Raw genomic sequence first — 26,152 nt, 5'->3', positions numbered from 1 at the left:
GCCGCCGGGGGGCCCCCCCGCGGGGGGGGCCCCCCGGGGGGCGGCCCCGGTCGCGGACGGCGCCCCGCCGCCCGCGCGTCCGTCCGGCGCCCTACTCCGTGCGCAGTCCGTCCGGCCGCATCAGCCGGATCAGCGGCGGCAGGCTGAGCAGCGTCACCAGAAGCACGACCCCCGCGCCGATCCCGGTCATCGACAGCACGCTCGCCCAGTCCACGCTCACCGAGGTCCCCGTCATCTTGAGCAGGACGGTGCCGAGGGTGAGCCCCACGACCGCCGCGAGGCCGAGCCCCAGCGCGATCGGGATCGCGGTCTGCCACAGCACCGACATGCTCAGTGTGCGGCGCCGGGTGCCGAAGGCGACCAGCGCCGACAGCAGCTTCCTGCGCTCGCGCAGCTGCTCGAGCTGGGAGACCAGCAGGCTCGCGCCGATCAGTACGAGGACGCAGGCCGCGCCGACGAACAGGCCCGTGCGGATGGAGGTGAACTTCTCCGACCGGATCGTCGCCGTCCAGGTGGTGGTGTCGGTCAACGGGCCGCTCCTCGCCGCGCTGTTGCGGACCAGGTCGCGGACGTCCGGCACCGACTCGTCGAGCCGCAGGAAGACCGTCGCGTGCACGGTGGACGCTGCCCGGCCGGGCAGCGCGCCGGGCGTGAACAGGAAGCCGCCGCGCTCCTCGCCGACCGGGTCCTTGCGCGAGCGGGCCGCCTTGACGCCCTTCGGCACCGTCCAGGAGATCTCCCGGCCCTTGACGGAGGAGCCGTAGGACGGATCGATGTAGAGCCGGGTGCCGGCCTTGTCGATCTTCGAGGTGCTCGTGTCCCAGTCGAGGCCCTCCACGGCGAAGATGTCGCCGTTCTTGCAGGAAGGCAGCTCGGCCGCCTCCCGCAGGGCCGTGCAGTCGCCGACCGTCACGGACGTCTCGTGCGCGGGTTCATGGCGTCCGTCGCCCACGTCGGTCCGCCCCAGGGTCGTCGTGTGCGTGACGCCCTTCGTCCCGGACAGCTGCCGGACCGCCGTGCGCAGCGGGGCGTCGGCCGGTATCTCGACGGTCATCTGGGCCCGTGCGAGGTCGGCCTTGCCGACCTTGGTGTAGTCGCTGTCGACCCCGGCGAACAGCATCTGCAGGGCTATCGCCCCGGCCACCGCCACCGCGATGCCGTTGACCATGCGGGCCGCCGAACCGCTGCTCAACTGGAGCCTTCGGACGGCCAGTTGCCAGGCGACCCCGCCGGAGTTCAGGCGTCCGACGACCGCCTCGACCACCCAGGGCAGCAGCGCGGTGATGCCGACCAGCAGCAGCAGGACGCCGCCGACGACGAGGTACTGGTTGAAGTCCCCGTTCTCCCGCCCCTGCCCGATCATCGGGTACAGCATCGCGAGGCCGCCCAGCGGCAGCAGCAGCCGCCACCACAGCCGGCGCCGCGAGGGCCGTGCCGTACGCACCACGCCGAGCGGTTCGATCACGACGCCGCGCAGCGCGAAGAGCGTCACGGCGACCGCCGCGGCCGGGACGGCGACGGCCACCAGCGCCACCAGAGCGGGCGACGGATCGAGGTCGCCCGGGAAGACGCTGGTCCTGAAGACCATGACCAGGCCGGCGAGCCGGCGTCCGATCAGGAAGAATCCGGCGCCGAGGACCAGTCCGGCCAGCGCTCCGGCCAGGGCCTCGCCGGCCGCGATCCGCCGGGCCATCCGCCCGTCCGCGCCGACCAGCCGCAGCGCCGCGAGCCGCCGGTCGCGCCGCTCGCCGCCGAACCGTACGGCCGCGGCGATGAAGACGCCGACCGGCATCAGCAGCACCACGAAGACGATCAGTACGAGCAGTACCAGGACGGGATCCATCGGCTCGGACTGCCGGACGGAGCCGAACCGGTCGATGCGCTCGGTCCGTTCGGTGCTCCGTTCGTTCGGGGTCAGGTGGTCGGATCCCGCGTAGTAGGCGAGTTCGTGCGGATCGACGAGACCGCTGTCGGCGATCGTGCCGCTGATCCGGTAGGTGATCCGCTCGCGCAGGAGTTTGCCGTCGGGGGACTTCAGCAGCCGGTCCAGAGCGGGCGAGACGACCATGTCGCCGGTCGCCGGGAACGCGGACACGCCCGGCGGCAGGGGGGCCCGGGAGCCCTCGGGCTCGACCAGCCGGCCGCGCACGTCCTCGTCGCGGAAGGTGGTGTCCGTGTGGGCGATGAGCAGCGTACGGTCGGAGCGCTTCTTCACCGCAGAGTTGTACGTCATGTCGTCGCGGGCACTCTCCCGGTCGTGCCGGGAGGCGAGCGCGCTCGGGATCGCCGTGGTGAGCAGCAGCAGCGCCACCCCGAGCCCGACACCGACGGCCGTCAGCAGGACGCGCACCCACGCCTCGCGGCCCCCGGTCACCGCGAACCGGGCGCCCATGGCGAGGTCGCGGGACCACTGGCGGGCACTCATACGATCCGCTCCATGTCCTTGGACCTGCCGTCCCGTACGACGACCTCGCGGTCCGAGTACGCGGCCACGCGCGCCTCGTGCGTGACGAGCACGACGGCGGCGTTCGTCGAGCGGGCCGCGTCGGTCAGCAGCTCCATCACGCGCTCGCCGTTGAGCGAGTCGAGGGCGCCGGTCGGCTCGTCGGCGAACAGCACCCGGGGGCTGGTGACCAGCGAACGGGCGACGGCCACCCGCTGGCCCTGACCGCCGGAGACCTCACCGGGCCGCTTGCCCTTGAGGTCGTCGACCTCCAGCCGCTCCATCCACGACAGAGCGGTGCGCTCGGCCTCCTTGCGGCCCGTGCCGTTCAGCCGCAGCGGCAGCGCGACGTTCTCGACACAGCTCAGTTCCGGTACGAGCTGGCCGAACTGGAAGACGAACCCGAACTCGGAGCGGCGCAGCGCACTGCGCTGGGCGTCGTTCATCGTCGCCATCTCGCGGCCGTCGTACGTGATCGAGCCGGAGTCGGGCGTGACGATCCCGGCGAGGCAGTGGAGCAGGGTGGACTTGCCGGAGCCGGAGGGGCCCATCACGGCGACGACCTCGCCGGGGTGGATGGAGAACGCGGCACCGTCCAGCGCGGTGGTCGGGCCGTAGGTCTTGCGCAGCTCCGCGGCGGTGAGCAGGGAGCCGGGGGGAGGGGTGGGCGCGGTCATCGGGCCGTCACCGCCTCGGCGAGCCGGTCGAGGCGCGCGGCCGTCAGTTCCAGCCACCGCAGATCGGCCTCCAGGTGGAACAGGGCGTGGTCGCAGATCAGCTGGTCGGCGAAGTCGCCCTTGCGCTTGCGTTCGGTGAGCATGCGCATCATCCGCAGGTGCTCCGAACGCTGGGTGTCGAGGAGCTCGCTCGCGTCCCGGCGGGTCAGCAGGGCGAGGACGACCTTCGTGTACAGGGTCGACTGGAGGTACGGCTCGGGCTTCTCCGGCGTCGCGAGCCAGCGCTGTACGTCGGTGACCCCGGCTTCGGTGATCGCGTACCGCTTGCGCTCGGGCCCGTCGCCCGCCTCGATCCCGTCGATCTCGACGAGTCCGTGCTTCAGCAGCCGCGACATCGTCGAGTAGACCTGGCCGTAATGCAGTGGCCGGTCGTGACCGAATTTCTCGTCGAAGGCCCGCTTCAGGTCGTAACCGTGACGCGGCCCGGACTCCAGGAGTCCCAGAAGGGTGTGACCGATGGACATGCCGAGCACTCTACACACGGCGTATACACCGCATGTATACGTGACGTGTATAGCCCGCCGGAGAGGGGGCCGGAAGGGCGCCCCGGGCGGAGGAACAGGCTGGTCACGCCTGATTGTCACGATTCTGGAACCGTCCCGCCCCGTGTCGCCGGATCGCCGGCTCCCACTCCTCCGGATCCCCGGCTCCTCGTCCTTCGCGGGAGCGGTCACGGGTGGAGGGCCTCCGCCTCCGGTACGGGCGGGACCGCCCCCGTCTCCGGTGCGGGCCGGACCGTGCGGACGGCCCACGGGGCGGCGTGCGGGGCGGCGCCGGGGAGCGGTCCGGGAGGGCCGGACGGCGGCGCGAGCCCCCCGCCGATGCCGTGCGCGGCGCGTTCCCGCACCCGGGGCTCCGGCAGGCCGGGCACCCCGCCCGCGGCCCCGGCGTCGGACGCGCCCGGTGCGGGAGAGGGGTAGCGGGACGCGGGGGAAGGGAGTGACGGCGTGACGGGTCTCCCGCCTCGCGGGCCCGGCTCCGTTCTGTCGGAGTGCCGACACTTTGGCCGTCGTGGCAACCTTCCGCCCCTTCCGCTCGTCGCATTCAGTGGGGGTGTGCCCAGGGCGTGCTGATTGTCACGTCCGGAAAAGGCCGGATCGGCGCCCCTTTGTCATAGGCCGCGGTGTTAGCTTGCTGAGCTGACCTGGCCGACGAACTTGTGTGCCACACGAGAAAGAAGCGGAGCGGATCGACCCATGGGACGAGCTGACGAGAGACGAGCGCGGCAGGCGCAGGGCCGCCGCGTGGCGCCCCAGAGCTCGTCTGGGCATGAATCGCCGGGCCCCGGGCCCGGCGCGAAGGCGGGCGGCAAGTCCAAGCCCCGCCGCACCGGCATACGCCGGTTCGTGAACTGGAAGACGATCCTCGGGACGTTCTTCGGCTTCTGCCTGCTCGGCATGGGCGGCTTCATCGTGCTCTACATGATCGTCCCGGTGCCCGAGGTCAACGCGGCCGCGAAGCGCCAGAGCAACATCTACGAATACAGCGACGGCAGCTTGATGGCCCGCACCGGCAAGGTCAACCGCGAGATCGTCGACCTGTCCAAGGTGCCCAAGGACGTCCAGAAGACGTTCGTCGCCGCCGAGAACAAGACCTTCTACGGCGACTCGGGCATCGACCTCAAGGGCACCGCCCGAGGTCTGATCAACACCCTCTCCGGCAAGGGCAAGCAGGGTGGTTCGACGATCACCCAGCAGTACGTCAAGAACTACTACCTCAGCCAGGACCAGACCGTCACGCGCAAGCTGAAGGAAATGGTCATCTCGCTGAAGGTGGACCGCCAGAAGTCCAAGGACGACATCCTGGCGGGCTACATCAACACCAGCTACTACGGCCGCAACGCCTACGGCATCCAGGCGGCGGCGCAGGCCTACTACCGCGTCGACGCCCAGAAGCTCTCGGTCGCGCAGGGCGCCTACCTCGCCTCGCTGCTCCAGGCCCCGAGCCAGTACGACTGGGCGGTCGCCTCGAAGACCGGCAAGAAGCTCGTCGAGGCCCGCTGGAACTACACCCTCGACAACATGGTCGAGAAGCACTGGCTCGACGCCGGCGAGCGCTCCGGCCTCAAGTTCCCGGTCCCCAAGGAACCCAAGGGCGCGCCCGGCATGGAGGGCCAGCTCGGCTACATGGTGGAGGCGGCCGACAACGAGGTGGCCAGGCAGCTCGTCTCCCAGGGCACCGCCGACGACCTGGACGACGCCAAGGCCCTGCTCACCGCGGGCGGCTGGACCATCAAGCTGAACGTCGACAAGGACAAGCAGGCCCTGCTCGAGAAGGCGGTCAAGCAGCAGCTCACCAGCAAGCTGGCCCCGAAGAAGCGCAAGGTCGACGCCGACGTCCAGGCCGGTGCCGTGTCGGTCGACCCCAAGACCGGCAAGGTCCTCGCGATGTACGGCGGCACGGACTACTTCAAGCACTTCTACAACAACGCGACGCGCGACGACTACCAGGCCGCGTCGACGTTCAAGCCGATGATCCTCGCGGCCGCCCTGGCGGAGAACGCCAAGACGCACTCCGGCAACCCGATCACCGCGAACACGGTCTACGACGGCACCAACCGCCGTCCCGTTGTCGGCAGCGGCATCGGCTTCGCGCCGCCGAACGAGGACGAGACCAGCTACGGCCCCGTCACCGTGCAGACCGCGATGAACAAGTCCATCAACTCCGTCTTCGCGCAGATGGGCGTCGACGTCGGCATGGACGAGGTGCTGAAGGTCGCGGGCAAGCTCGGCATGAACACCAAGGGCCTGCAGGCGGTGCCCGCCCAGACCCTCGGCTCCATGGGCGCCAGCCCGCTGGAGATGGCGGGCGCGTACGCCACGCTCGACAACCACGGCAAGAAGGTCACCCCGACGATCGTCGCCTCGGTCGAGCACAAGGACCGTAGGGTCGTGATGCCCGACGCGATCGGCGGCCAGGTCATCAGCGAGGAGGCCGCCGACACGGTCACCTCGGTGCTGACCGGCGTGGTCGACGACGGTACGGCCAGGGAGTCCGTGGCGAACAACCAGGCCCGCGACGGCCAGCAGGTCGCAGGCAAGACGGGTACGTCGGACAAGAACAGGTCCGCCTGGTTCACCGGCTACACCCCGAACCTGGTCACCTCGGTGCTGCTGTTCGGCGAGGACCCGAAGACCCACGCCCATGTCCCCATGTACGGGGCGGGCGGCGTGCCGCGCGTCAACGGCGGTGGCTTCCCGGCGAAGATCTGGGCGGCCTACACGTTCGAGGCGATGGCGGGGAAGGTCACCAAGTTCGACCTGAACACCACCTCGGGCGCGGCCGTGGCGCCGACCGGCCTGCCCACCTTCAGCCAGACGCCGTCCAGCACGCCGTCGTCGACCCCGACGACGGAGGAACCGTCGACGCAGCCGCCCACCACGAGCAGCCCGCCGTCGCCCACGAACGAGCCGACGACGCCCGCACCGACGACGACGAGCCCGTCCACCCCGACGAGTTCCCCCACCGGCGACGTCCTGGACAACCCGTTCGGCGGAACGACCCAGTAGCGCCGCCGACACACACACGCCAGAGGGGCACCCGGATCTCCGGGTGCCCCTCTGGCGTGCCGTCCGTTCCGTTCAGTTCCGGTTCAGCTCGAACCAGACCACCTTGCCGGTGCTCAGCCGGGTCGCCCCCCACCGCCGCGCCAGCCGGTTCACCAGGAACAGCCCGCGGCCGCCCTCGTCCGTGGCCCGCGCCTGCCGCAGCCGCGGCAGCTGGGGCACGTCGTCGCCGACCTCGCAGCGCAGCACGTCCGTCCGCAGCAGCCGCAGCGTCACCGGCCGCGAGGCGTACCGCACCGCGTTCGTCACGACCTCGCTGACCAGCAGCTCCACCGAGTCGGTCATGTCCTCCATGCCCCAGCGGGCCAGGGCCCGCCGGGCCAGGCGCCGGGCCCGGCCGGGAGCGGCGTCCTCCGGCTCCAGGAACCAGTACGCGACGTCGCTCGGCGCGATCCCGTCGAACCGCGCCGCGAGCAGCGCGATGTCGTCGTCCCGGTCTCCCGGGCCGAGCATGTCGAGCACCTCGTCGCACAGGGCTTCCAGCGGTGGCGGATGATCCGGCCCGGTCAGCGCCGCGACCGCCGCGAGCTTCTCCCGCAGCTGTTCTATCCCGGTCCAGACGTCGCGGAGCCGCGACTCGACCAGACCGTCCGTGTACAGCAGCAGCGTCGCCCCGGCCGGCGCGTCCAGCTCCACCGCCTCGAAATCGACCCCGCCCACACCGATGGGGGCGCCCGGAGGCACCCGCAGCACCTCGGCCCGCCCGCCCAGATGCAGCAGCACCGGCGGCGGATGGCCCGCGTTGGCGATCGTGATCCGGTGCGACACCGGGTCGTAGACGGCGTACAGGCAGGTCGCCATGCGGTCGGTGCCGAGCCGCTGCGCCTGCTCGTCGAGATGGTGCAGCACCTCCTGCGGCGGCAGATCCAGTCCCGCGAGGGTCTGCGCCGTCGTCCGCAGCTGGCCCATGATCGCCGCCGACGTCATGGAATGGCCCATCACGTCACCGACGACCAGCGCGACCCGGCTGCCCGGCAGCGGGATCGCGTCGTACCAGTCGCCGCCGACCCGCGCCGTCTCCGCGGCCGGCAGATAGCGGGACGCGAGCCGGACCCCCGTGGGCCGCGGCAGCGTCTCGGGCAGCATCGTGCGCTGGAGCTCGTCGGCGATGTACGCCTCACGGCCGTACAGCACCGCCTTGTCGATGCCGAGCGCGCTGTGCGTGGCCAGCTGCGCCGCGACCAGCAGGTCGTCCGCCTCGAACGCGAGCCGCTCGGGCCGGCGCAGGAACAGCGCCGCGCCGATCACCCGGCGGCGGCCGCGCAGCGGGGCGAGGATCGCGCGCTGCCCGCTCGGCACCGGCAGATCGTCACCGAGCAGCTCGGGCAGCGCGGCCCGCGCGGCGGGCGCGTCCGCGAACACCGGCCGCACCCCGCGCAGCACCTCGGCGAGGGCGCCACCGGGGCGCACCTCGCACAGCTCCGCCGTCAGAGCCGACAGCTCACTGGGCTCGGGCCGCAGCGCCGGCAGGAAGCCGCTCTCGGTGTCCCGCTCCTCGGGGATCCGGTCCGTGCGCCGCAGCCGCAGCACCAGCGGACCCGTCGGCCGTTCGTCCCCGACCGGCAGCGGGTCCCGCAGATAGACGAGGATCGCGTCCGAGAACGTCGGCACGGTCGCCCGGCACAGCCCCATCACGATCTCGTCGAGGTCGATGCCCCGGGCGATCCGCCGGGTCGCGGCGCCCACGAACCGCAGCCGGTCCCCGTCCCGCCGCATCGGCATCGGGCCGCCCTGCGGGCCGCCCTGTCCGCTCCGGCGCTCCTTGCCGCCGGCGGGCCGCGCGGCCCGGCCCTTCTCGGCGTCCGGCTGGATCGGGATGCCCTCCGGCGCGGGCCGCGGCCGGTGCGTGTCGGGCTCGGTCGCCGACGGCTGCGAGTGCTCGGAACCGGGCCCGGAGGAGGCCGGCGGCACGTTCGTGCCCGAGGACGCGGACATGCCGGCGTCGGCGGACACCTGGCCGCCCGACTTCCCGCGCTTGCCGCGCGGCTTCGGCGCACCCGAACCCCTCGGTGCGTCGCCCGTACGGGCCTGCACCGGTAACGCTCCGGGACCCGGCAGCTGGGACGGCGGCTCCGAGGTACGCAGGAGCGCCCCGCGAGGGTCCGCGGGGGCGGCCGGCCGGCCGGCGCCGCTCTGCCGGCGCTCGTGCGAGGTGGGGTGCTCCGTCACGCGTGTCGAGTCCATCCGTCCGGGGCTGCGCGCCGTGCGCGCAGTTCTTCCCGCAGCCCCGATACCCGGAATGTGTGCCCCAGGAACGGATTCTGCGTGTCGTCAGGGCCGGGACCGACGGCGCGAACAGCCGTCGCCCGGCACGGTACGGCTCGCCGACGGCCGAAAACGGCCCGTGCCGGCAGCGGGGCGGTGACCGAAGCCCCGGCCCGTACGGCCGTCGTGGCGGGTCCGCGCGGTGCGACCGGTCTCTGGCCGGCCACGCCGCCGTACGCCTCGTACCCCTCGCTCACGTCCTGCCGCCCCTCGGTGACATGTGGTCAAGCCCGGCTCATCCTGCGGGAGTTGTCGCTGCCGTGTGCCCTTGCGGAAGACGATCCTACGGTTGTACCACGGGGGCGCATCAAGGGTCTCATGAGGACACGTGCGCGGGCGTACGGTCCCAGTCATCCGGCAGAACAGGAACCGGCCAGCCCGGATCCGGCCTCCAGTGCTGCCACCCGTCCGAGAACGGCGCACCCCAGGCGCGGATCACCTCCACCGCCGACCACCCCGCTTCCCGTACCCGTGCCGCCAGTTGAGCATCCATCAGTCCGGCCCGCTGCGCCATGGCGAATTCGTCCTCGTCGAGCCAGCGCCAACTGCGGTCCGGGTGGACCGAGATGTCGAGGAAGTGGTCCTCGGAGTCCACCCCGCCCGCCCAACGGGTCAGTGGAGCCTCCAGGTTCACGTACCAGTTCTTGAAACGCCAGCCCTGTTCCCAGAACAGCCACACCGACCACGCCTCGCCCGGCCGGGCCAGCTTCAGCACCCCGGTCCCGGACCAGCGGCCGCGCCGCACCGCGCGGGGCTTCGTGTAGCGCGACTCCAGCGGTTCTGCATGCACCGGCGACCCGTCGGCGAGCACGGGCTTCACACACTCCGTGCCCGGCGCCATCCACACCGCGAGCAGGTCGGCGTCGTCCCGGGCGACCGTCACCGGACGGCAGATGTGGACCTGCTCCCCGGCGTTCTCCCGGTACCGCCACAGGATCTGGCTGCCGGGCTCCCAGAACGCCGTCCGTCCGCCCGCTTCCGCTCGTCTCACCGCTCCACCCTCTGCCATGACCAGATATTAGGTGCCCCGGGCATACGACGCTGTGGTTCCCGCCATGGTTCGCGCCAACGGTGACCTGCTGTTACGGAGCCGTCATCAGGCGTTTCTCTCCGGACGCGGGCTGTTACGGGTGCGTCATCCGCAGGACATCCAGCGCCTCGTCCAACTGCTCCACGGTCAGGTCCCCGCGCTCCACGTACCCCGAATCCAGCACCACCTCGCGGATCGTCCTGCGTTCCGCCAGCGCCCTCTTGGCGACCTTGGCGGCCTCCTCGTACCCGATGTACCTGTTCAGCGGCGTCACCACCGACGGCGACGACTCCGCGTACTCACGGGCCCGCTCGCGGTGCGCGACGATCCCGTCGACCGTGCGGTCGGCGAGCAGCCGCGAGACGTTCGCGAGCAGCCGCACGGACTCCAGCACGTTCCTGGCGATCACCGGCAGCATCACGTTGAGCTCGAAGTTCCCGGCCGCGCCCGCGACGGCGACCGTCGCGTCGTTGCCCGTCACCTGCGCGGCGACCATCAGCACCGCCTCGGGAACCACCGGGTTCACCTTGCCCGGCATGATCGAGGAGCCGGGCTGCAGATCCGGGAGGCCGATCTCGGCCAGTCCGGTGCGCGGCCCCGAGGCCATCCACCGCAGATCGTTCGCGATCTTCGTCAGTCCGACGGCGATGGTCCGCAGCTGCCCGCTCGTCTCCACGATCCCGTCGCGCGCCCCCTGCGCCTCGAAGTGGTCGCGGGCCTCGGTCAGCGGCAGCCCGGTCGTCCGCGCCACCTCCGCGATCACCGCGGCGGAGAACCCGGGCGGCGTGTTGATCCCCGTCCCCACGGCCGTGCCGCCGAGCGGCAGTTCGGCCAGCCGCGGCAGCGAGGCCTCCAGCCGCTCGACCCCGTACCGCACCTGGGCCGCGTACCCGCCGAACTCCTGGCCGAGCGTCACCGGCGTCGCGTCCATGAGATGGGTGCGCCCCGACTTCACCACATCGGCGAACTCCCGCGCCTTGCGCTCCAGCGAGGCGGCGAGATGCTCCAGCGCGGGCACGAGATCACGGGTCACGGCCGCGGTCGCCGCGATGTGGATCGAGGACGGGAACACGTCGTTGCTCGACTGCGAGGCGTTCACGTGGTCGTTGGGGTGCACGTCCCGGCCCAGCCGCTCGCCGGCGAGCGTCGCGATGACCTCGTTGGCGTTCATGTTGGAGGAGGTGCCCGAGCCCGTCTGGAAGACGTCGACCGGGAAGTGCGCGTCCCAGCGCCCCTCGGCGACCTCCGCCGCCGCCTCCTGGACCGCCTCCGCGACATCCTTGCCGATCACCCCCAGCTCGCCGTTCACCTTCGCGGCGGCCCCCTTGATCCGGGCCAGGGCCTCGATGTGCGCGCGCTCCAGGCGCTGCCCCGAGACGGGGAAGTTCTCCACGGCGCGCTGCGTCTGCGCCCGCCACTTCGCCTCCGCGGGCACCCGCACCTCGCCCATGGAGTCGTGCTCGATCCGGTACGCGCCTTCGCCCAGGCCATCCGTCATGGGTGACACCTCCATGGGGGACAGCATCCCGGAGCCCGCCGGTGTTCCCGCCGCACGGACCGTCCGCGCGCGAACGGCCGCCCGCGACGCGCGCGTGGCCGTGAAACGCGAACGGCCGCCTTGTCGGCGGCCGTTCCCCCGGCCCGTACGGCGTCACGCGCGCGTCACCCGCACGGCGTCACCCGGGAGGGGGTACGCCGTACGGGTGACGCCTTACGCGAGTTCCGGGCCCCGCGTCACGCCAGTCCCGGGCCCCGCACCGGGATCGTGGTGAAGGTCGGGGCGGGCGCGGGGTCCTGGAAGAAGTCGTTGCCCTTGTCGTCGACGACGACGAAGGCCGGGAAGTCCTCGACCTCGATCTTCCAGACGGCCTCCATGCCGAGCTCCTCGTACTCGACGACCTCGACCTTCTTGATGCAGTCCTGGGCGAGCCGGGCGGCCGGTCCGCCGATGGAGCCGAGGTAGAAGCCGCCGTGGCCGGCGCAGGCGTCCGTGACCTGCTTGCTGCGGTTGCCCTTCGCCAGCATCACCTTGGAGCCGCCCGCCGCCTGGAACTGCTCGACGTAGGAGTCCATGCGGCCGGCCGTGGTCGGGCCGAAGGAGCCGGACGCGTAGCCCTCGGGGGTCTTGGCCGGGCCCGCGTAGTACACCGGGTGGTCCTTCAGGTACTGCGGCATCTCCTCGCCCGCGTCCAGCCGCTCCTTGATCTTGGCGTGCGCGATGTCGCGCGCCACGACGAGCGGGCCGGAGAGCGAGAGACGGGTCTTGACCGGGTACTTCGTCAGCTCGGCGAGGATGTCGTCCATCGGCTGGTTGAGGTCGATCTTCACGACGTCACCGGCCTCGTCCAGGTGCTCGTCCGTGGTCTCCGGCAGGAAGCGCGCCGGGTCGGTCTCGAGCTGCTCCAGGAAGACGCCCTCGGCGGTGATCTTCGCGACGGCCTGGCGGTCGGCCGAGCAGGACACGGCGATCGCGACCGGGCAGGACGCGCCGTGGCGCGGCAGGCGCACCACGCGGACGTCGTGGCAGAAGTACTTGCCGCCGAACTGCGCGCCGATGCCGATCTTCTGGGTCAGCTCGAAGACCTTCTCCTCCAGCTCCTTGTCCCGGAAGCCGTGACCGAGCTCGGAGCCCTCGGAGGGGATCTCGTCCAGGTAGTGCGCGGAGGCGTACTTCGCGGTCTTCAGCGCGTACTCGGCGCTGGTGCCGCCGACGACGATCGCCAGGTGGTACGGCGGGCAGGCGGCCGTCCCCAGCGAGCGGATCTTCTCCTCCAGGAACTTCATCATGGAGCCCTCGTTGAGGACCGCCTTCGTCTCCTGGTAGAGGAACGACTTGTTGGCGGAGCCGCCGCCCTTCGCCATGAACAGGAACTTGTACGCACCGCCGTCGGTGGCGTACAGCTCGATCTGCGCCGGCAGGTTCGAGCCGGTGTTCTTCTCGTCCCACATGGTCAGCGGGGCCATCTGCGAGTAGCGCAGGTTCAGGTTCTTGTACGCGTCGTAGATGCCGCGCGAGAGGGCGGCCTCGTCGCCGCCCTCGGTCAGCACGTTCTGTCCGCGCTTGCCCATGACGATCGCCGTGCCGGTGTCCTGGCACATGGGCAGGACGCCCGCGGCCGCGATGTTCGCGTTCTTCAGCAGGTCCAGGGCGACGAACTTGTCGTTCGCCGAGGCCTCCGGGTCGTCGATGATGCGGCGCAGCTGGGCGAGGTGCGCCGGGCGCAGGTAGTGCTGGATGTCGTGGATGGCCTCCGCGGCGAGCTCGCGCAGCGCCTCCGGCTCGACCTTGAGGAACGTGCGCCCGTCGGCCTCGAAGGTGGAGACACCCTCGGAGGTCACCAGCCGGTACGGGGTGGTGTCCTCTCCCTGGGGGAGCAGATCGGTGTACGCGAACTCAGGCATCTCGCCCATTCCTCACTCGGCAGACAGCTTTCGGGGCTTCGCCTCGGGCGCGCCCGTTCGGCTCACTCGCCGGAGGCCGGCCGTCATCGGCAGCGTCCACCAGCGTAGAACCTGGCGCGGACGGCGAGGCTGTGAGGTAAGGCTCAGTTCGGACACCGGACCGGCGGTCCCCGGGCGGAGGGCGGGCGGAGGACGGGCGGAGGGCGGGTTTCACGCGGGTGGCGGGAGAGGGGTAGTCGCGATCTATCGCGTTTGGGTACGCTGTTGCCGTGGACCTTCAAAAGAGCCCCGACGCGAGTGCCGCCACGGCGGCGAAGCCGGCCGAGCTGCGCGCTTCCGACGCCGACCGCGACCGGATCACCGACATCCTGCGCGAGGCCGTCGCCGAGGGGCGTCTGACCGCGGAGGAGCACGCCGAGCGGGTCGAGGGCGTGCTGGCCACCAAGACGGTGGGCGAGCTCGACCAGTTCGTCCGGGACCTGCCCGCCGCCCACGCCGGCCGTGCCGCCTCCGCGTACGTCTCCGCGCCCAACCGCCCCACCCAGGGAGCGATCCCGGTGGAGCCCGACGAGAACGTGGTGGCGGTCTTCAGCTCCGCCGTCCGCAAGGGCCGCTGGCGGGCGGGCCGGCGCATCCACGCGTACTCGGTCTTCGGCAACGTCGAGATCGACCTGAGCGAGGCGATCTTCGAGTACCAGCAGGTCGTGATCAAGGCGATCTCGGTCTTCGGCAACGTGGAGATCTTCGTCCCGGAGAACGTCTCGCTGCGCGGCAGCGGCGGCGGTGTGCTCGGCAACTTCGAGGTGGACACGCTGGATTCGGGCGACCCCGACGCGCCCGTGGTCTACATCGACGGCCTCGCCGTCCTGGGGAACGTCGAGGCGCGGCCCAAGCGCGGCAAGCTCATCGCGGACATCCTCGACCGGGTGACGAGCCGGGTGAACGAGCGGGTGGCCGACCGGCTGGACCGGAGTTTGCGCAAGCACCTCGACCGTTGACGCCTGTGAATATGCGGGCGGCCGATGCGGCCGCACCGGCGGCGGACGATCGATCACGCGTGAGAACGGCCGGGCTTCGGCACGCAGTGCATAGGCGCGCGCACAGCGGGTAGGGCTTGCTGCATCGTCTCTTGGAGGGCGCTGCGGGACTTCCCCGGCGCCCGGCACGCTCGCGAAGCCGTCGTCAGGAGTAGACCGTGCTGCAACCGCCGCATCAGTCCCTGCAGGTAGCTGCCGTTCCGGCCCAGCGGGCGCCCGTGCGGGACAGGGATCAGGAAGCGCCATGGCACACGGAGGCGGTGTGCAGGCGTGACGAGGCCGGCCTGTTCTTCGCCCCGTCCAAGGAACCGACCGCCTCACGGCTCTCCCGCGAGGAGGCCGCCAAGCGCGTCTGTGCGCGCTGCCCGGTCATGGTCGAGTGCCGCGAACACGCGTTGCTGCAACCCGAGCCGTACGGCGTCTGGGGCGGCCTGACCGCCGCCGAACGCCGCGTCGTGCTCGCCCGGCGCCGCCGCCGCGACCTGGAACTCAAGAAGGCCGCCCACGGCACGATAGCCGCGGCCGGCTGACCCACCCCGGACGACCGGACCGCCCGCCCCGTCCACGGGGAGGGCCGGTCCCGCTTCACGCGGGCGCCCTGTGATCGTATCCGCGCAGGAAAAAGGGGCGCCCCTCCGCACAAGGGGCGCCCCTTTCGCGCCTCGCGGGCGCCCGGCCCGCCGGGCCGGTGGTCCTACTTGGCGCGGTCGAAGTCGATCGCGCTGTACGCCCGCAGCTTGCTCAGCCGGTGCTCCGACCGGATCTGGCGGACCGTGCCCGACTTGGACCGCATCACGATCGACTCGGTCGTCGCGGTCTCGGAGCGGTAGCGCACTCCGCGCAGCAGCTCGCCGTCGGTGATGCCGGTCGCGACGAAGAAGACGTTCTCGCCGGAGACCAGGTCGTTCGTGGTCAGGACGCGGTCGAGGTCGTGCCCGGCGTCTATGGCCCGCTGCCGCTCCTCGTCGTCCTTCGGCCACAGCTTGCCCTGGATGGTGCCGCCGAGGCACTTCACGGCACAGGCCGAGATGATGCCCTCGGGCGTGCCGCCGATGCCGAGCAGCAGGTCGATGCCCGTACCCTCGCGCAGCGCGAGGATGGAGCCGGCGACGTCGCCGTCGGAGATCAGCTTGATGCGTGCGCCGGTCTCCCGGATCTCCTTGATGATCCCGTCGTGACGAGGCCGGTCCAGGATGACCACCGTGACGTCCTCGGGCGTGACCCGCTTGGCCTTGGCGACCCGGCGGATGTTCACCTCCACGGACGCGTTGATGTCGACGAAGTCGGCGGCCTCCGGCCCGGTGACCAGTTTGTCCATGTAGAAGACCGCGGACGGGTCGAACATGGTGCCGCGGTCGGCGGCGGCGAGCACGGCGATCGCGTTCGTCATGCCCTTGGCGGTGAGCGTGGTGCCGTCGATCGGGTCGACGGCGATGTCGCACTCGGGACCGGTCCCGTCGCCCACGCGCTCCCCGTTGAAGAGCATGGGGGCCTCGTCCTTCTCCCCCTCGCCGATGACGACGACGCCGTTCATCGAGACGGTGGAGACGAGGGTGCGCATGGCCCGGACGGCGGCGCCGTCGGCGCCGTTCTTGTCGCCGCGGCCGACCCAGCGGCCCGCGGCCATCGCGGCGGCCTCGGTGACCCGGACGAGTTCGAGGGCGAGGTTGCGGTCGGGGGCTTCCGACGGGACTTCGAGTTCGGAGGGCAGATGATGCTCGGTCATCGACACGCACCTTTCTGATACGACGACGGCCGGATGAGGGTGATGCCCCGACTCTATCGCCAGGCTTGCAAAATGAGCAGGGGGCCCCACGGATGAGCAGGCCAGGGCACCTGCGACGATAGGCGCGTGGCAGGTATGAAAGGCAAGCAGTCAATCCGGGACATGATTCTCTCCCTGGCCCTTATCGGGCTCATGGCGGGCGTCATCTACATCTTCATCCCGCATGACGACTCCAAGCCCGATCTCAAGCGCGTCGACTACCGGGTCGAGCTGCTGACGGCGCGCCGCGCGGCGAGTTATCCCGTGGCGGCGCCCGAAGGGCTGCCCTCGGCGTGGAAGGCGACCTCGGTGCGCTACGACGGCAGCGAGTTCGACGCCTGGCATCTGGGATACCAGGCTCCCGACGGTCAGTACGTGGCGGTCGAGCAGTCCACTCAGCGGCCGGCCGTGTTCATCGACACGGCGAGCCAGGGCGCGCGGCGGACGAAGGCCGTCCAGCAGATCGGCGACCGGACCTGGCAGCGCTACGAGGGCGACCACTACGACGCCCTGGTCCTGCAGGACAAGGGTTCCACGACGGTCGTGACCGGCACCGGTTCGTTCGCCTCGCTGGCGAAGATGGCGGAGGCCCTGAAGACCTCGTAGTCCCTGTACGGGTCCCCGTACGGCATGGAGAAGGGCCCCCCGCGGTGTGCCGGGGGCCCTTCTCGGTCTCTGTGCGGGGCCGGACGGTGGTGCCGGCCCCTGGGTGCCGCAGGTCAGACGGTGGTGATGACCTGGTCGGCCTCCAGGCGCGGGGAGCGCTGGAACCAGGCGTCCTCGCCCGGCTTGCCGATGTTGACGATCATCAGCGGGGTGTGGTCGTCGTCCAGGAACTCCTTCTGGACACCGGCGAGGTCGGCGCCGGTCATCGGGCCCGCGGCGAGGCCGGCGGCACGGATGCCGATGATGAAGTACGCGGCCTGGAGCGCGGCGTTCATCGCGGCGGAACCCTCACGGACCGGGCGCTCGGAGAAGAACATGTCCTTGGCGGCGGGGAAGTGGGGGAGGAGCGCCGGCAGTTCCTCGTGGAACTCGTTGTCCGCGGAGAGGATCGCGACCAGCGGGGCGGCGGCGGTCTTCGCCCGGTTGCCCTCGGCGAGGTGCTGCACCAGGCGCTCACGGGCCTCGGGGGAGCGGACCAGCGTGATGCGCAGCGGCGACTGGTTGAAGGCGGTCGGGCCGAACTTGACCAGGTCGTAGATCGCCTGGACCTGCTCGTCGGTCACCGGCTCGTCGGTGAACGTGTTCGCGGTGCGGGCCTCGCGGAACAGCAGGTCCTGAGCGGTGGGGTCAAGGACGAGAGACATGAAGAACCTTCTCGGTATGTGCGGTGGATCCATGGGGGGATCTGTTGGCGAGTACGACAGTACGCCGAAGAGGTTTAAAATTCAATCAAAAGTGGGGCGTGGTGATCCGCTTCACAGACGGAACGATCGAAAAAAGATCGAAAAAAGGGGGCCCGCCGTGTCGCGGGCCCCGCTGGAACTGCTCGAAGCAGGGCGTCACCCGGAGCCGGAGCCGCACCCGCTCGTCACCCGGAGCCGGGGTCCTTGCCCGGAGCCGCACCCGCTCGTCACTCGGAGCCGGGGTCCTTGCCCTCTTCCTGCTCCTGGGGCTCCTCGGCCAGGGCCGCGTCCAGACGGGCCCGCGCGCCCTCCAGCCAGCGCCGGCACACCTTGGCCAGCTCCTCGCCGCGCTCCCAGAGCGCCAGGGACTCCTCCAGGGTCGTACCGCCCGCCTCCAGGCGGCGCACGACCTCGATCAGCTCGTCCCGTGCCTGCTCGTAGCCGAGTGCCTCGTCCACCTTGCTGGTCATGCGCCCACCCTATGCATCGACTCGAACCGTGAATTCACCTTCGGCGACCCGCGCCCGCAGCGTCTCGTCCGCCGCGACCTCGGCCGGGTCCCGGACCACATGGCCGTCGCCCCGCTGCAGCACCGCGTACCCCCGCTGGAGGGTCGCGGCGGGGGAGAGGGCCACCACGCGCGCGCGGGTGTGCGTCAGCTCCGAGTCCGCGCGGTCCAGCAGATGCCCGAGGGTGCGCCGGCTCCGGTCGAGGAGGGCGGAGACCTGGTCCGCCCGTCCGTCGACCATCCGGTACGGATCCTCCATCGAGGGCCGGGCCAGCGCCTGCGCGAGGCCGCGCTCCTCGCGGTCGACGAACGCCTGCACGCAGCGCCGCGCGCGGTCCCGCAGGAGCCGCACCCGCTCGTACTCCTCGCCGACGTCCGGCACGACCTTCTTGGCCGCGTCCGTCGGCGTGGACGCTCTCAGGTCGGCCACCAGGTCGAGCAGCGGGCTGTCCGGTTCGTGCCCGATCGCCGACACGACCGGCGTACGGCAGGCCGCGACCGCCCGGACGAGCTGCTCGTCGGAGAACGGCAGCAGGTCCTCCACGCTGCCGCCGCCGCGCGCCACGACGATCACGTCGACCTCGTCGAGCGCGTCCAGCTCCCGCACCGCCTGCACCACCTGCGGTACGGCGTGGACGCCCTGCACGGCGACGTTGCGCACCTCGAAGCGGACGGCGGGCCAGCGGCGCCGCGCGTTCTCCAGCACGTCCCGCTCGGCCGCCGACGCGCGCCCGCACACCAGCCCGACGAGCTGCGGCAGGAACGGCAGCGCCTTCTTGCGCCCGGCCGCGAACAGCCCCTCCGCCGCCAGCGACTTCTTCAGCTGTTCGAGGCGGGCCAGGAGCTCCCCCACCCCCACCGCCTTGATCTCGGCGGCCCGCAGGGACAACTGTCCCCGCGGCGCGTACCACTCGGGCTTGGCGTGGACGACCACCCGGGCGCCCTCGCCCACCACGTCGGCGACCGCGTCGAAGACCTGGCGGTAGCAGGTCACGCTCACCGAGATGTCGTACGACGGGTCGCGCAGCGTCAGGAAGACGACGCCCGCGCCGGGGCGCCGCGACAACTGGGTGATCTGCCCCTCGACCCACACCGCGCCGAGCCGGTCGATCCATCCCCCGATGAGCCGTGACACCTCGCCGACGGGCAGCGGAGCATCCGCGGACGTGTTGAGAGTCATGCGCCGAGCGTAGTGGCCACCACCGACAACGCCCGTGAGCCCGTACACCCAGGTGGGCGGCCATGTCCCCGAGGAGGCGATCCTCGGCCCGTCCGGCGCGGCCTTACGATGGTGGGCATGACTGCTTCGCCCGGCCGCCGTGTCCTGCTCGCCGCCCCCCGTGGCTACTGCGCGGGCGTGGACCGCGCCGTGATCGCCGTCGAGAAGGCCCTCGAGCAGTACGGGGCTCCGATCTACGTCCGTCACGAGATCGTCCACAACAAGTACGTGGTGCAGACCCTGGAGAAGAAGGGCGCGATCTTCGTCGAGCAGACGGCGGAGGTCCCCGAGGGGTCCATCGTCATGTTCTCGGCGCACGGCGTCGCCCCCGTCGTCCACGACGAGGCCGCCGCCGGCAAGCTCGCCACCATCGACGCCACGTGCCCGCTGGTCACCAAGGTCCACAAGGAAGCCGTCCGCTTCGCGAACGAGGACTTCGACATCCTCCTCATCGGGCACGAGGGCCACGAAGAGGTCATCGGCACCTCCGGAGAGGCGCCCGACCACATCACCCTGGTCGACGGCCCCGAGGACGTCGCCAAGGTCGAGGTCCGCGACCCCTCCCGGGTCGTCTGGCTCTCCCAGACCACCCTCTCCGTCGACGAGACCATGGAGACGGTCGACGCCCTCAAGGAGAAGTTCCCGCTGCTCATCTCCCCGCCGAGCGACGACATCTGCTACGCCACGCAGAACCGTCAGCTCGCCGTGAAGCAGATGGGCGCGGAGGCCGACCTGGTCATCGTGGTCGGATCGCGCAACTCCTCCAACTCGGTGCGCCTCGTCGAGGTCGCCAAGCTCGCCGGCGCCCGCGCCGCCCACCTGGTCGACTTCGCCGAGGAGATCGACGAGGCCTGGCTGGAGGGTGTGAGCACGGTCGGCGTCACCTCCGGTGCCTCCGTCCCCGAGATCCTCGTCGAGCAGGTCCTGGAATTCCTGTCCGGGCACGGCTTCGAGGACGTGGAGATCGTCAAGGCCGCCGAGGAGTCCATCACCTTCTCGCTCCCCAAGGAGCTGCGCCGCGACCTGCGCGCCGAGGCGGCCGCGCTGGTGGAGGCACGTACCGGCGGTCCGTCCGGGAAGTGACGGTCAGCCGTACGACGTAACGTAGGGCCATGAAGATCTTCGGTGTGGACATTGGCGGATCCGGGATCAAGGGTGCCCCTGTGGACCTTGACCGCGGGGACCTGGCGGAGGAGCGCTGCAAGGTGCTCACCCCGCACCCGGCGACGCCCGACGCGGTGGCCGACGGCGTGAAGGACGTCATCGACCACTTCGGCTGGACCGGCCCGGTGGGCATCACGTTCCCGGGTGTGGTGACCGGTGGTTCCACCATCCGTACGGCGGCCAATGTCGACAAGTCCTGGATCGACACCGACGCGGGCGCGCTGCTCGGCGAGCGGCTCGGCGGTCTGCCGGTGACCGTGCTGAACGACGCGGACGCGGCGGGTGTCGCCGAGATGGAGTTCGGCGCGGGCAAGGGCCGCCGGGGCACGGTCATCCTGCTCACCTTCGGCACCGGCATCGGCAGCGCCCTGTTCACCGACGGTGAGCTGGTCCCGAACACCGAGCTGGGCCATCTGGAGCTGAACGGCCACGACGCCGAGAAGAAGGCCTCCACCAAGGCCAAGGACGACAACGACCTGACCTGGGAACACTGGTCGCGCCGCGTCTCGAAGTACCTCGCCCATGTCGAGATGCTCTTCTCCCCGGAGCTCTTCATCATCGGCGGCGGCGTCAGCCGCAAGGCCGACAAGTTCCTGCCCCTGATCAAGGGCGTCAAGGCGGAGATCGTCCCCGCGCAGCTCCAGAACAACGCCGGGATCGTGGGCGCGGCGATGCGGGCGGCGCAGGTCAACCGCTAGCGACGAGACCGTCCGCGACGGTCGGCGGGTCAGCGGGCCTGTCGGTCGGACGGCAGGCCGCGCGCCCGGTCCCGCCGCCGGTCCGCCCGGCGGCGGTTCGTCAGACGGATCCTGCGGAAGACCACGACGAGGACCGCGGCCAGCGTTCCCCCGTACAGCCAGCCCGCCTGCAGGGCGAGGGCGGTGACCAGGCCCATGAGGTGGCCGCCGACGCCGCCTCCGCCGTCGTCGGCGATCGGCGGCAGACCGCAGGCGAAGGCGATCGGTGCGACCACGGGCGCGGTCACCAGGTCGCCGGGCCGCACCCACAGTCCGGTCAGCACGCACACCGGCAGGAACAGCACCCCGTACACCGTCGCCGACCCGCTGAACAGCAGGGCGTCGAGGCAGGCCAGCGCGAACATCGACGCGCCGCAGAACAGGCCGCCGCCGAGCCCGGTCAGCCGGGGGCGCGAGGTCCGGCGTGTCTGCCGGACACCCGCGGGCGCGGGCCGCCGCGCCGCCGTGCCGTCCCGCCGGACACCGTCGTCCGCGGCCCGCCTGGCCTGAGCCGGAACGGGTGCCCCGCGTCGCGATCTGTACTGAGGGGGACGCGTCCTGTGTTGCTCCACTGGACCAACTTAGGTCGTTTTATGTGTGGAATGGCTCATGGGACACGCCGGAGACCGGCCGAAGTCGAGGCCGTGGAGCGACCTTGGCCATGCGTTCGATACATCGCGGGCGGGGGCCGGGGCACGCCGTAGACTGGTGGATCGGCCCGCTCTTCTGGAGGGCCCCTCGCCCACCTCTCGTACGGGAAGTCGCAACGTGTCGCTCACGATCGGAATCGTCGGTCTGCCCAACGTCGGCAAGTCGACCCTGTTCAACGCCCTGACCAAGAACGACGTGCTCGCGGCCAACTACCCGTTCGCCACGATCGAGCCGAACGTCGGCGTGGTCGGTGTCCCCGACCCCCGTCTGACCAAGCTGGCCGAGATCTTCTCCTCGCAGAAGATCCTCCCGGCGACCGTCGACTTCGTGGACATCGCCGGCATCGTGCGCGGCGCCAGCGAGGGCGAGGGCCTGGGCAACAAGTTCCTCGCGAACATCCGCGAGTCGGACGCGATCTGCCAGGTCATCCGTGCGTTCAAGGACGAGAACGTCGTGCACGTCGACGGCAAGGTCTCGCCCAAGGACGACATCGAGACGATCAACACCGAGCTGATCCTCGCCGACCTCCAGACGATCGAGAAGGTCCTGCCGCGCCTCCAGAAGGAGTCGCGCATCAAGAAGGACATCGCGCCCAAGGTCGCGGCGGTCGAGGCGGCCAAGGAGATCCTGGAGAAGGGCGACACCCTGTTCTCCGCGGGCATCGTCCAGGGCTCCGGCAACGAGGAGCTGCTGCACGACCTGCACCTGCTCACCACCAAGCCGTTCCTGTACGTCTTCAACGTGGACGAGGACGAGCTGGTCGACGACGACTTCAAGGCCGAGCAGCGCGCCCTGGTCGCCCCCGCCGAGGCGATCTTCCTCAACGCCAAGCTCGAGCAGGACCTCGCCGAGCTCGACGAGGAGGACGCCCTGGAGCTCCTGGAGTCGGTGGGCGCGGAGGAGCCCGGCCTCGCCACGCTGGCCCGCGTCGGCTTCAACACCCTCGGCCTGCAGACCTACCTGACGGCCGGCCCCAAGGAATCCCGCGCCTGGACGATCAAGAAGGGCGCGACGGCCCCCGAGGCGGCCGGCGTGATCCACACGGACTTCCAGAAGGGCTTCATCAAGGCCGAGGTCATCTCCTTCGCCGACCTGGTCGAGACCGGCTCGGTCGCCGAGGCCCGCGCCAAGGGCAAGGCCCGCATGGAGGGCAAGGAGTACGTCATGCAGGACGGCGACGTGGTGGAGTTCCGCTTCAACGTCTGACGGCATGTCAACACCTGTGCCCGACCTGCTTGCCGGCGGGTCGGGCACAGGTGTCTGTCCGCAGGGGGTCGTCGGCCCCGTGTTGCGGTGGCAACGCTCGGCCGGGCAGGCGCGGCGGCGGGATGGCCTCAGACCTTGACGACCTCCACGGAAGGGCCGCACAGGAGTGTCAGGTCCTCGGGGTCGGAGGTGAGGACGGTGACCGGCCGGTGTGCAGTGCGGGCGATGGCGGCGAGAGCAGCATCGATGGCGTACTCGTGGCCGTGAAGGTGATGGGTGCGAAGGAGGGTGGCGGCCTGGCCGGCGATCTCCCTGGTGACGTCGTGAACGTCGACGCGGGAGAGGACCCACTTGATGCGGGCCGGGTGGATGCGCTCGTGGTCGGCCTCAAGAGTGGTCATGGCGCTGGTGGCGACGCGGACACCCTCCTCCGACGCGGCCTGGACCAGAGCCACGACGGTGCGGTCCTTGCGGTAGAGCTTCGAGAGCCCTTCGCTGTCGAGCAGCAGGGTGCCGGGCATCAGGCGGCGGCCCCGCCGGTTTGTCGGTGGTCGTGGCGCAGCAGCGCGCGGGCGGCCTCGATCTCTTCGCGGGTGAGTTCTTCGTTGTCGGTCTCGAAGTCGGCGACGATCTCCCGCAGCTTGTCCATGGCGACCCGCTGTTCGAGAGCCTCGGCGACGTAGGCGGAGAAACCGCCGGGCCCGACGTGGGCGCGTACGGCTTCGGCAAGATCCTCGGGCAGGCTGATCGAATACTTCCTGCTACCACTCATGGTGCCGATCCTACCGGCGGTCGTAAGTCTGGGGGGCGGCTCCCGCGAGGTTCGATCGATCCGCAGGGCGCCGCGAACGTCCGCCGGGGTCCGGTGCGGGCGGTGGAAGGATGCGGGGAGGGCCGGAGAGGGGCGGGAAGCGTGGGGCGTGGAGAGCGGGACACGGTCGCGAGGGGAGTGCGACTGTACGAGGCGGCGCAGGCGGTGGCCGGTGACCACGGAAGGGCGGTGGAGGCGGTACGGGCGGCACTGAAGCCGATCCACGACGCAGCGGTGAAGCGGGAACTCGACGCCATCCCTGTCGCCCGACTGCAAGACGTCACCGAAGGGCGGCTGCGGCTGAGCAGCGTCGAGAAGAGCGGACTGCGCACATTGGGCAGTGTTCTCGACGCAGGCCCCTACCGGTTGCGGCAGATTTCCGGTGTCGGGCAGCGCACCGTCGACCAGATGCTCGCCGCCGCCCGCCGGCTCTCCGAGGCTGTGCACGAGACCGTGGCCGTCCACATCGACGTGGACCGGCCGGAGCCGAGCACCACCGCGCTCGTCATGGCCCTGCACGTACTGGTGGAGGCCGGCCCGGACGCTCGACGTGCGGTCGACAAGGCCGCCGTCGTGTCGGAACGACTGGGTCCGTTGTTCGTCGCCGCCAGGCCCGCCGCCGGACGGATCCGGATGCTTCTGGCGGGCCAGGAGAAGAAGGCTCGCGCGTTGGCGGCGGTCACCGAAATCCGGTCGCTGGTGGACGAGGCGGAGCAGGCGGGCCTGCCCGGGCTGCTCGCCCAGGCATCGGTGGACCTGCTCCGGGGGCCTTCGTCCGACATCGCGGCTTGGGTGGACTTCGAACTCCGCTCCGCCGAGTACTACAGCCTGCTCGCCGAACTCTCCCGGCGGCTGCCGGACGTGGCTGCCGCGGAGGGCTTCCTGCCGGACGAGATTGCCGAGCGGGTACGGACCCAACACCTCGACGACACGCACCGGCGGGTCTCCCTGCGCGGTTACCAGGCCTTCGGCGCGCGGTTCGCGATCGTGCAGCGCAAGGTGATACTCGGCGACGAGATGGGCCTCGGGAAGACCATCCAGGCGATCGCCGTGCTGGCACACCTGGCCTCCGGGGGACAGAGCCACTTCATGGTCGTCTGCCCGGCGAGCGTCCTCGTGAACTGGACACGGGAGATCGAGGCCCGCAGCGCCCTGCGCGTCATGGTGCTCCACGGCCCCGATCGGCACTACGCGTTGGCCGAGTGGAAGGAGCGGGGCGGGGTCGCGGTGACCACGTTCGACGCGCTGCGCGGTTTCCCCGCACCGGGCGATGGGGAGGTCGCACTGCTCGTCGTCGACGAAGCGCACTTCGTGAAGAACCCCCGGGCCAAGCGGTCCCAGGCGGTCGCCCTGTGGACCGAGCGTTGCGGGCGTGCCCTCTTCATGACCGGAACCCCGATGGAGAACAGGGTCGTGGAGTTTCGCGACCTGGTGCGCATGCTCGACGGTGATGTCGCGGACTCCCTCGGCGAACGGGATGCGCCGGCCGGATCGGTCGCCTTCCGCAAGGCCGTCGCCCCCGTCTACCTGCGGCGCAACCAGGAGGACGTGCTGACGGAACTCCCCAGTCTTCAGCGCACCGACGAGTGGGAGGAGCTGAGCGCGTCGGACGAGGAGGCTTACCGGGAAGCTGTGCGCGCGGGCAACTTCATGGCGATGCGCAGGGCCGCGTACATGCGTCCCGAGAAGTCGGCCAAGCTGGACCGGCTCCGGGAGATCGTTCGGGAGGCCGCCCAGAACGGGCAGAAGACGGTGGTCTTCTCCAACTTCAAGGACGTACTGAGTGTGGTGAAGGAGGAACTCGCGGCGGGAACCGCCGACCGCACACCGCTGTTCGGTCCGCTCACCGGAAGCGTCCCGGCCGGGCGGCGGCAGCGGATCGTCGACGAGTTCGCCGGCGTCCCGGGCCCCGCGGTGCTCCTGGCGCAGATCCAGGCGGCCGGCATCGGCCTCAACATGCAGGCAGCCTCCGTCGTCGTCATCTGCGAACCCCAGATCAAACCGACCATCGAACATCAGGCGGTGGCCCGGGCCCACCGTATGGGACAGGTCAGACCGGTTCGCGTGTACCGTCTCCTCGCTATCGGGGGCGTGGACGAACGCATGGTGAAGGTGCTGGAGGCCAAGACCCGCCTGTTCGATGCCTACGCCCGCCGCAGCGTCGTGGCGGAAGCCACCCCGGACGCGGTCGACGTGTCGGACACCGAGCTGGCACGCCAGATCGTCGAGGAGGAGCAGGCGCGCCTGGGCATGACCGTGTGA

Annotated in this window: 22 protein-coding genes; 8 read left to right on the top strand and 14 right to left on the bottom strand. The window is 70.9% G+C overall.

Translation table 11 applies throughout. From position 1 onward, the window contains the following. Window positions 1–91: 91 nt before the first annotated feature. From ACH4S8_RS17685 to ACH4S8_RS17675, 3 genes are read right to left on the bottom strand one after another with little or no spacing between them, the layout of a single operon-like run. The gene (locus ACH4S8_RS17685; protein WP_398394790.1) at window positions 92–2,425 is read right to left on the bottom strand and encodes an ABC transporter permease; all 2,334 of its coding nucleotides are present in this window, start codon (window positions 2,423–2,425) and stop codon (window positions 92–94) included. Continuing rightward, window positions 2,422–3,120: an ABC transporter ATP-binding protein gene (locus tag ACH4S8_RS17680; protein ID WP_398394788.1), complete on the bottom strand. Its 699-nt coding sequence runs from the start codon at window positions 3,118–3,120 to the stop codon at window positions 2,422–2,424. Before ACH4S8_RS17680 ends, ACH4S8_RS17685 begins: the two co-directional genes overlap by 4 nt. After that, on the bottom strand, window positions 3,117–3,644 hold the full coding sequence (locus tag ACH4S8_RS17675) for a PadR family transcriptional regulator (RefSeq protein ID WP_398394786.1): 528 nt from the start codon (window positions 3,642–3,644) through the stop codon (window positions 3,117–3,119). Before ACH4S8_RS17675 ends, ACH4S8_RS17680 begins: the two co-directional genes overlap by 4 nt. Window positions 3,645–4,376: 732 nt before the next feature. Between ACH4S8_RS17675 and ACH4S8_RS17670 the strand changes: the two genes are divergently transcribed. Next, window positions 4,377–6,689, top strand: a complete 2,313-nt coding sequence (locus tag ACH4S8_RS17670) for a transglycosylase domain-containing protein (protein WP_398394783.1) — start codon at window positions 4,377–4,379, stop codon at window positions 6,687–6,689. Between the two features lie 72 nt (window positions 6,690–6,761). On the opposite strand, the gene ACH4S8_RS17665 is transcribed toward ACH4S8_RS17670, so the two are convergent. The 4 genes from ACH4S8_RS17665 to ACH4S8_RS17650 all read right to left on the bottom strand — a co-directional run bounded on the left by ACH4S8_RS17665 (window position 6,762) and on the right by ACH4S8_RS17650 (window position 13,443). Continuing rightward, complete coding sequence (locus ACH4S8_RS17665) at window positions 6,762–8,930, bottom strand: SpoIIE family protein phosphatase (protein ID WP_398394781.1); 2,169 nt, start codon at window positions 8,928–8,930, stop codon at window positions 6,762–6,764. A gap of 397 nt (window positions 8,931–9,327) precedes the next feature. Beyond that, window positions 9,328–10,020, bottom strand: a complete 693-nt coding sequence (locus tag ACH4S8_RS17660) for a DUF402 domain-containing protein (RefSeq protein WP_398394779.1) — start codon at window positions 10,018–10,020, stop codon at window positions 9,328–9,330. 115 nt (window positions 10,021–10,135) lie between these two features. Beyond that, window positions 10,136–11,539 carry a class II fumarate hydratase gene (locus ACH4S8_RS17655; RefSeq protein WP_398394777.1) on the bottom strand — a complete coding sequence of 468 codons (1,404 nt, stop codon included), beginning with the start codon at window positions 11,537–11,539 and terminating at the stop codon, window positions 10,136–10,138. Window positions 11,540–11,775: 236 nt separating this feature from the next. Beyond that, entirely contained in the window at window positions 11,776–13,443 is a 1,668-nt protein-coding gene (locus ACH4S8_RS17650) for a fumarate hydratase (RefSeq protein ID WP_398394775.1), read from the bottom strand. A gap of 269 nt (window positions 13,444–13,712) precedes the next feature. Between ACH4S8_RS17650 and ACH4S8_RS17645 the strand changes: the two genes are divergently transcribed. Beyond that, window positions 13,713–14,441, top strand: a complete 729-nt coding sequence (locus ACH4S8_RS17645) for a DUF1707 domain-containing protein (RefSeq protein WP_398394773.1) — start codon at window positions 13,713–13,715, stop codon at window positions 14,439–14,441. A 197-nt stretch (window positions 14,442–14,638) separates the two neighbouring features. Then, window positions 14,639–15,010, top strand: a complete 372-nt coding sequence (locus ACH4S8_RS17640; RefSeq protein ID WP_351858983.1) for a WhiB family transcriptional regulator — start codon at window positions 14,639–14,641, stop codon at window positions 15,008–15,010. 164 nt (window positions 15,011–15,174) lie between these two features. Here ACH4S8_RS17640 and glpX read toward each other — a convergent pair whose 3' ends face one another. Further along, window positions 15,175–16,206 carry a class II fructose-bisphosphatase gene (glpX, locus tag ACH4S8_RS17635; RefSeq protein ID WP_037620652.1) on the bottom strand — a complete coding sequence of 344 codons (1,032 nt, stop codon included), beginning with the start codon at window positions 16,204–16,206 and terminating at the stop codon, window positions 15,175–15,177. Window positions 16,207–16,332: 126 nt separating this feature from the next. Here glpX and ACH4S8_RS17630 point away from each other — a divergent pair, with 126 nt between their 5' ends. Then, window positions 16,333–16,851, top strand: coding sequence for a DUF4245 domain-containing protein (locus ACH4S8_RS17630; protein ID WP_398394770.1), 519 nt, complete (start codon window positions 16,333–16,335; stop codon window positions 16,849–16,851). 113 nt (window positions 16,852–16,964) lie between these two features. On the opposite strand, the gene ACH4S8_RS17625 is transcribed toward ACH4S8_RS17630, so the two are convergent. The 3 genes from ACH4S8_RS17625 to xseA form a co-directional block, all read right to left on the bottom strand. Continuing rightward, entirely contained in the window at window positions 16,965–17,555 is a 591-nt protein-coding gene (locus ACH4S8_RS17625) for a malonic semialdehyde reductase (RefSeq protein WP_398394768.1), read from the bottom strand. Window positions 17,556–17,821: 266 nt separating this feature from the next. After that, entirely contained in the window at window positions 17,822–18,064 is a 243-nt protein-coding gene (locus ACH4S8_RS17620; RefSeq protein ID WP_398394766.1) for an exodeoxyribonuclease VII small subunit, read from the bottom strand. A 9-nt stretch (window positions 18,065–18,073) separates the two neighbouring features. Further along, entirely contained in the window at window positions 18,074–19,282 is a 1,209-nt protein-coding gene (xseA, locus tag ACH4S8_RS17615) for an exodeoxyribonuclease VII large subunit (RefSeq protein WP_398394764.1), read from the bottom strand. Between the two features lie 108 nt (window positions 19,283–19,390). Between xseA and ACH4S8_RS17610 the strand changes: the two genes are divergently transcribed. Further along, a complete protein-coding gene (locus tag ACH4S8_RS17610; protein WP_398394762.1) occupies window positions 19,391–20,404 on the top strand; it encodes a 4-hydroxy-3-methylbut-2-enyl diphosphate reductase in 1,014 nt (337 codons plus the stop codon). Between the two features lie 29 nt (window positions 20,405–20,433). After that, a complete protein-coding gene (gene ppgK / locus ACH4S8_RS17605) occupies window positions 20,434–21,183 on the top strand; it encodes a polyphosphate--glucose phosphotransferase (RefSeq protein WP_398394759.1) in 750 nt (249 codons plus the stop codon). Between the two features lie 29 nt (window positions 21,184–21,212). Here ppgK and ACH4S8_RS17600 read toward each other — a convergent pair whose 3' ends face one another. Continuing rightward, window positions 21,213–21,794, bottom strand: coding sequence for a DUF6542 domain-containing protein (locus ACH4S8_RS17600; RefSeq protein WP_398394757.1), 582 nt, complete (start codon window positions 21,792–21,794; stop codon window positions 21,213–21,215). 196 nt (window positions 21,795–21,990) lie between these two features. Between ACH4S8_RS17600 and ychF the strand changes: the two genes are divergently transcribed. Beyond that, the gene (ychF, locus tag ACH4S8_RS17595; RefSeq protein ID WP_339131224.1) at window positions 21,991–23,079 is read left to right on the top strand and encodes a redox-regulated ATPase YchF; all 1,089 of its coding nucleotides are present in this window, start codon (window positions 21,991–21,993) and stop codon (window positions 23,077–23,079) included. Window positions 23,080–23,207: 128 nt separating this feature from the next. Here the strand turns inward: ychF and ACH4S8_RS17590 are convergent, their stop codons facing one another. Continuing rightward, on the bottom strand, window positions 23,208–23,600 hold the full coding sequence (locus tag ACH4S8_RS17590) for a DNA-binding protein (RefSeq protein ID WP_398394754.1): 393 nt from the start codon (window positions 23,598–23,600) through the stop codon (window positions 23,208–23,210). After that, window positions 23,600–23,851, bottom strand: coding sequence for a hypothetical protein (locus ACH4S8_RS17585; protein WP_398394752.1), 252 nt, complete (start codon window positions 23,849–23,851; stop codon window positions 23,600–23,602). Before ACH4S8_RS17585 ends, ACH4S8_RS17590 begins: the two co-directional genes overlap by 1 nt. 141 nt (window positions 23,852–23,992) lie before the next feature. Between ACH4S8_RS17585 and ACH4S8_RS17580 the strand changes: the two genes are divergently transcribed. Continuing rightward, a complete protein-coding gene (locus ACH4S8_RS17580) occupies window positions 23,993–26,152 on the top strand; it encodes a DEAD/DEAH box helicase (protein WP_398394750.1) in 2,160 nt (719 codons plus the stop codon).

It is taken from the genome of Streptomyces sp. NPDC021080, assembly GCF_044333225.1.
Classification (GTDB): domain Bacteria; phylum Actinomycetota; class Actinomycetes; order Streptomycetales; family Streptomycetaceae; genus Streptomyces.
The sequence above is the reverse complement of the archived record's forward strand: the minus strand, read 5'-3'. Positions and strand labels throughout refer to the sequence as shown.

Excerpts from the sequence above, each read along its gene's own strand:
- ACH4S8_RS17685 (WP_398394790.1), bottom strand. The coding sequence starts at position 2,425 with ATGAGTGCCCGCCAGTGGTCCCGCGACCTCGCCATGGGCGCCCGGTTC.
- ACH4S8_RS17680 (WP_398394788.1), bottom strand. The coding sequence starts at position 3,120 with ATGACCGCGCCCACCCCTCCCCCCGGCTCCCTGCTCACCGCCGCGGAG.
- ACH4S8_RS17675 (WP_398394786.1), bottom strand. The coding sequence starts at position 3,644 with ATGTCCATCGGTCACACCCTTCTGGGACTCCTGGAGTCCGGGCCGCGT.
- ACH4S8_RS17670 (WP_398394783.1), top strand. The coding sequence starts at position 4,377 with ATGGGACGAGCTGACGAGAGACGAGCGCGGCAGGCGCAGGGCCGCCGC.
- ACH4S8_RS17665 (WP_398394781.1), bottom strand. The coding sequence starts at position 8,930 with ATGGACTCGACACGCGTGACGGAGCACCCCACCTCGCACGAGCGCCGG.
- ACH4S8_RS17660 (WP_398394779.1), bottom strand. The coding sequence starts at position 10,020 with ATGGCAGAGGGTGGAGCGGTGAGACGAGCGGAAGCGGGCGGACGGACG.
- ACH4S8_RS17655 (WP_398394777.1), bottom strand. The coding sequence starts at position 11,539 with ATGACGGATGGCCTGGGCGAAGGCGCGTACCGGATCGAGCACGACTCC.
- ACH4S8_RS17650 (WP_398394775.1), bottom strand. The coding sequence starts at position 13,443 with ATGCCTGAGTTCGCGTACACCGATCTGCTCCCCCAGGGAGAGGACACC.
- glpX (WP_037620652.1), bottom strand. The coding sequence starts at position 16,206 with ATGACCGAGCATCATCTGCCCTCCGAACTCGAAGTCCCGTCGGAAGCC.
- ACH4S8_RS17625 (WP_398394768.1), bottom strand. The coding sequence starts at position 17,555 with ATGTCTCTCGTCCTTGACCCCACCGCTCAGGACCTGCTGTTCCGCGAG.
- ACH4S8_RS17620 (WP_398394766.1), bottom strand. The coding sequence starts at position 18,064 with ATGACCAGCAAGGTGGACGAGGCACTCGGCTACGAGCAGGCACGGGAC.
- xseA (WP_398394764.1), bottom strand. The coding sequence starts at position 19,282 with ATGACTCTCAACACGTCCGCGGATGCTCCGCTGCCCGTCGGCGAGGTG.
- ACH4S8_RS17610 (WP_398394762.1), top strand. The coding sequence starts at position 19,391 with ATGGTGGGCATGACTGCTTCGCCCGGCCGCCGTGTCCTGCTCGCCGCC.
- ppgK (WP_398394759.1), top strand. The coding sequence starts at position 20,434 with ATGAAGATCTTCGGTGTGGACATTGGCGGATCCGGGATCAAGGGTGCC.
- ACH4S8_RS17590 (WP_398394754.1), bottom strand. The coding sequence starts at position 23,600 with ATGCCCGGCACCCTGCTGCTCGACAGCGAAGGGCTCTCGAAGCTCTAC.
- ACH4S8_RS17585 (WP_398394752.1), bottom strand. The coding sequence starts at position 23,851 with ATGAGTGGTAGCAGGAAGTATTCGATCAGCCTGCCCGAGGATCTTGCC.